General features: G+C 64.4%; 4 protein-coding genes and 1 pseudogene. All 5 read left to right on the forward strand.

From position 1 onward, the window contains the following. The coding region (locus tag BGO46_RS10835; RefSeq protein WP_299986031.1) for an ATP-binding protein at positions 1 to 472 on the forward strand (472 nt) is incomplete at its 5' end. Positions 473 to 571: 99 nt separating this feature from the next. Further along, positions 572 to 1,948: pseudogene (istA, locus tag BGO46_RS10840) on the forward strand (IS21 family transposase); the annotation flags it as partial. Next, positions 1,945 to 2,694, forward strand: a complete 750-nt coding sequence (locus BGO46_RS10845; protein ID WP_292800614.1) for an ATP-binding protein — start codon at positions 1,945 to 1,947, stop codon at positions 2,692 to 2,694. The pseudogene istA and the gene BGO46_RS10845, both read left to right, overlap by 4 nt. A gap of 209 nt (positions 2,695 to 2,903) precedes the next feature. Continuing rightward, positions 2,904 to 3,746, forward strand: a complete 843-nt coding sequence (locus BGO46_RS10850) for an acyltransferase (protein WP_292898024.1) — start codon at positions 2,904 to 2,906, stop codon at positions 3,744 to 3,746. Then, entirely contained in the window at positions 3,737 to 5,002 is a 1,266-nt protein-coding gene (locus tag BGO46_RS10855) for an acyltransferase family protein (protein ID WP_292898026.1), read from the forward strand. Before BGO46_RS10850 ends, BGO46_RS10855 begins: the two co-directional genes overlap by 10 nt. The last annotated feature ends 160 nt before the right edge of the window (positions 5,003 to 5,162 follow it).

A 5,162-nucleotide genomic window follows, 5' to 3' on the forward strand; every position in this document is an offset into this window, starting at 1 on the left:
GGGTGTGACGCTTCCTGCTGTTCGTCATAATCTGACCAGTCTCCCTGCCCGAACCCTCGGGCGACAGGACGACTCACACAACGACTGGACCTACAAAACGGGGTCAGTCCACGCCCGCTACTTCCGGCTCGACGACCTCGCGAACCAGCTCGCCGTCTACCACCGCCAAGACGCGCAGCGGCTGACGTTCCTCACCGGGCTGCACACCTGCGATCTGCTCGTGCTCGACGACTTCCTCACCACCCCGATCCCCGGGGAGACCGCCGCCGAGCTGCTGAACATCCTCGCCGCCCGCGAAGGACGCGGGTCGACGGTCGTGACCAGCCAGTTCGATCCCGAGGACTGGTACCGGTCGCTACACGACGCGGTCATCGCGGAGTCCATCCTGAACCGCATCGTCAGCAGCGCCGAACTCGTCCAACTCGACGGGCCGAACATGCGCCGCCACACCCACGCTGAGACCACCAGCTGAACCGGTCGCGCGGGCGCGGGCCGCTATCCGATCGCCGCGCCCGTGCTACCGGATCACTACAACCGCGCTACCCGAAGCCCCGGCTAAACATATGCGCGGCTGTTCCCCGGGCGTGGTGAGCATGAGAGTGTTCACGCGCAGCCGGACTGGGACAAGGTGCATCGGGAGCTCGCGAGGGTCGGGGTGACGTTGAAGCTGCTGCATGGCGAGTACGTCGATGCCTGCCGGGCCAAGGGCGAGACGGCGATGGGCTACGACCGGTTCTGCAAGACCTACCAGCGTCACGTGCTGGTGATCGGGGCGGCATCGCGGGTCGGTCACAAGGCCGGGCAGACGGTCGAGGTCGACTGGTCGGGCAAGACTATGCAGCTCAGCGACCCGGTCACCGGGCAGGCGACGAGGGTCTACTTGTTCGTCGCGACGCTGCCGTTCTCCCGCTACTCGTTCGTCGAGCCGACGCTGGATATGAAGTAGGACACCTGGCTGCGCGCGAACACGGCGATGTTCGACTGGTTCGGCGGGTCCGTCCCGCGGATCGTTCCGGACAACCTGAAGGCGGGTGTGATCAAGCACCCTGCCGAGGGCGAGGTGGTGCTGAACGACGCGTATCGGGAGCTCGCGGTGCACTATTCGGCGGCGGTGCTGCCGGGACGGGTGAAGAAGCCGAAGGACAAGCCGAGTGTCGAGGACACGGTCGGGAACGTTGCGACGGTGGTGATCGCGGCTCTCCGCGACCGCACCTTCGCGACGCTGCCGGAGTTGCGGGCCGCGGTCTACGAACGTGTCGCCGCTTACAACGCGAAGCCGTTTCAGAAACGCGCCGGGTCGAGGCTTTCGGTGTTCGAGGGTGAGGAGAAGCCGCTGCTGCGGCCGCTCCCGCAGGTTCCGTTCGAGATCTCGCAGTGGCTCTACGGCCGCAAGGTCCAGAAGAACGGACAAGTGGTGTTCGAGAGGAACTTCTACTCGGTCCCTTACGAGAACATCGGTCGGTCCGTCGACCTGCGCATCACCGACACCACCCTCGAGGTGTTCGCCGGGGATCAGCGGCTCACCAGCCATCTCCTCGCCCCAGCCGGGGTGGTCAACGAGTACCGGACGCACGACTCGGATCTGCCCGACGGGCCCCGCTACCAGCAGATGGACCCGCAACGGGCACGGGAGTGGGCCGCTCGGATCGGGGAGAACACCACCACGATCGTGAACCGGATCTTCGAGTCCGTCCCCGTCGACGAGCAGGGGCTCGGCGCCGCGCTGGCAGTGCTCAGGTTGACCCGCCGCTACTCCGCCACCCGGGTCGAAGCCGCCGCCGGCATCGCACTCGATTCCCGAGTCCGATCACCCAGGTATGCGCACCTGCGGCCGATCCTCGACTCGAATCAGGACCAACGCGGCACAGGCCCATGGTTCGAACCCGCCGACGAGGAACCCGCCGGCTACGTCCGCGGCGCCGACTACTACGCAGGAGGCACCCGATGAGCCGGCTCGACTCCGAGACGAAGCGGAAGCTGCGAGAGATGGGCGTCCCCGCCCTCGTCGACGCGCTCGACATCCAAGACGAGGGCCTCACGATCGGGCTGGTGTTCGAGGAGCGGATCAAGCTCGCCGTCGACGACGCCCACGCCGCGTTCACCCACTCCAAAGTCGAAGGCCTCATCCGCCGCGCCGGGCTCCGCTACCCGAACGCGGACCTCCGCCGCGTCGACATGCTCGAACAACGCGGGCTCGACAGAGGCGTGATCGCGCAGCTAGGGACCTGCCAGTTCATCCAGAGGCACATGAACGTCGTGTTCCAAGGCTTCACCGGGTCCGGGAAGAGCTACCTCGGGTCGGCGCTGGCGAAGCAGGCGTGTCAGCACCGCTACCGGGCGCACTACATCCGCATGCCCGACCTCGAAGAGACCTGGACCGCTGCGAAAGACAAGCCCGCCGGTCGGGAGAAGTGGTTGCGGAAGTACTCCACGTTCACGCTCCTCGTGATCGACGAATGGCTGCTCGACCCGCCCACCGACGACGTCCGGTCCATGCTGCTCGAGCTCCTCGAACGCCGTTACGACGCCACCTCGACGGTGTTCTGCACCCAGTACGCGAAGAAGGACTGGCACCAGCGCCTCGGCGGAGGGGTCCACGCCGACGCGATCATGGACCGCATCGTCCACAACACCCTCTGGATCGAGACCGGCGACGTCAACATGCGGGAGCACACCGCCGCCGCGGCCGGCTGAACCCGGGCCGGTGAGCGTCGCGCCGACCGGAGTGGCGCTCACCGGCAATACCAGTGGCCCTGAGAGTGAATATCGAGTGGCGCTCAACCGCAATAATCAGTGGCGCTCACGACTCCAAATACTCACCAGGAGGTGAAGGAGACGCTCACCCGCGTAATCAGCGTGTTACTCGCGTTCGATAGGCTCAGCCCGGCACACCGAGGAGGACAATGGTCGCTGGATCAGCGCTCGCGCAAAAGCCAGTCACAGGAGGAAAGCGATCCTTTCGCTCTGACATCCAAGGACTTCGCGCACTCGCCGTCACGTTGGTTGTCCTCGACCACACCTTCGGATGGCCGTCCGGCGGCTTCCTCGGAGTCGATGTATTCTTCGTAATCTCGGGCTTCCTAATCTCGGGAATCCTCATTCGCGAGATCGAATCGAATGGGTCGATCTCGTTCCGCGCCTTCTACGCACGCCGAGCTCGACGCATCCTTCCGGCGGCTCTCGTCGTCCTGTTCACGACAGTGATCGTCGCGAGTCTGCTGTGGTTCCCACCCCGTGCTGTGCAAGTAGCCGTCGATGCTGTCTGGTCCGCGCTCTTCGCTTCCAACTGGCACTTCGCTGCGAGCGATAGCGACTACTTTGCAACAGAGGCTCCCTCGCCACTCCTGCACTACTGGTCGCTAGCCGTCGAAGAGCAGTTCTATGCCCTGTGGCCGCTAGTCATCCTGCTGGTGGCACCCTTCGCTGCAAGACTCGGACTGAGGGTTCGGCACATCGTCGGAGTTGTCGCGGCCATACTTGTCTTGGTTTCTCTGGGGTGGGCAGCTTGGCGCACTGCCTCGAGCACAGATGCAGCCTATTTCGATACGTTCGCGCGCGCCTGGGAGCTTCTTGCCGGCGCGGCACTCGCGGCCGTCGGATCGAACGCTTTGACCGGCCGCGCAAGACATGTCATCAGCACCCTCGGGCTCGTCATCATCCTCGCGTCCGCGATCCTGATACGCGGCGACGGGGGGGGATCCCGTTCCCGTGGGTCATTCCGACAGTTGCCGGGGCGATGCTCGTAATCTGGGCGAACGCGAGAGCAGGCCGCCTTAGCATCCTCGGCAACCCGATCTCCCAGTGGCTCGGTGATACTTCGTACAGCCTGTACCTCTGGCACTTCCCAGTCATCGTCTTCGCTGTGTCTGTGTTCGGCGGCTCAGTGCTCGTTCGAGCCGCGACGATCCCGCTCATGCTTGCCATCGCCGCTCTGTCTAGGCGCTGGATTGAGGAACCGTTCATGCATCGGAAGCGCGCCAGCAAGTCGACGCTTGCCCCCAACAAGCCGCCGCTGGTTGTCCGCGATCTCATGGTCGGTGTTGGCGTCATCGTCGCGATCATGTCATTCTCCGCAGTGGCCCTGGAGGGTCCGCGCGGAATGCACGATGCAAACTCAGTGATCAGCCGGCTCCCCGCCGTGGGCGGTGGTCCGATCGCCATCTCTTCGAACGATCAGAGTCAGCGCTCTCGCGAGGTGCGTGCCGCACTCGGCGCAGCTGAGTGGCCAAGCCTGATGTCAGCTACCGGGGTCTGGGAACTGGCTCTCTCGGGCAGTGGTCGTGATTGCATGAACAATCCGATGGTCGCTTCGTCACCCAAGTGGTGCGGAGACCCCAAGTCCGCGGACATCCTCGTGGTTGGCGACTCCGTAGCGATGAGTTGGCTCCCTGCTATAGAGGAAGCGGTAGCCGACACTGGTTGGTCTGCGGCCGGGACCGGCTATACAGGATGCCAGCTTTCGGGCGGGTTGAAGTACAACTCACCGACGTACGGTCCCGAGTTCGCGGAGCGTTGCGCGACCGTTCAGGATGAAATGTTGCACGCGATCAAGGACCTGGACCCGAAGCTATTGGTGCTCACCGGACATCCTGGCGCCCTGTCGCGTATGAACTCGACCGTGAGCACAGCGGCGCAGACATGGCAGGACGCATTCACGAGGATGCTGGGCGAACTGTCCACCGTTGAGCACGTTGTCGTGCTGGAGGCCAACCCCTGGAATGAGGGCCTCGCAGCGTGCCTCGTGCGCACTTCCGCCCCGTCCACGTGCGCTTCGGAAGTCGACGACTGGCACGCTGCAAAAGCATCAGCCGAGGCTGCGTCCGTAGCTACTGTCACGAACGCGAGTTATGTACCGACCGCGGCATGGTTCTGCTTTGAGTCGACATGCCCCGTCTTCGTGGCAGGGTTTCCCGTCACCACGGACGGCGTGCACCTGACCGCGCCGGAAGCTTCGGCCGTGTCAAGTCTGCTGCGAGAAGCGCTGGCGCCCATCACAAGGTAACCAATGCGGTAGCTGTCCTCCTCCCTTTGGTTCTCAAGTCGGTCGGTCTATACGGGCTCTTCGCAGTTGAGGGTGTAGTCGAGGGTCGGCGGCTGGTTCGCGGATAGACGTCGAGGTCTTCCAGGATGGAAGTTCTCACACTGCCCATCTGCCGGAAGAC

It is taken from the genome of Microbacterium sp. 70-16 (assembly GCF_001898315.1).
Taxonomy (GTDB): Bacteria; Actinomycetota; Actinomycetes; order Actinomycetales; family Microbacteriaceae; genus Microbacterium.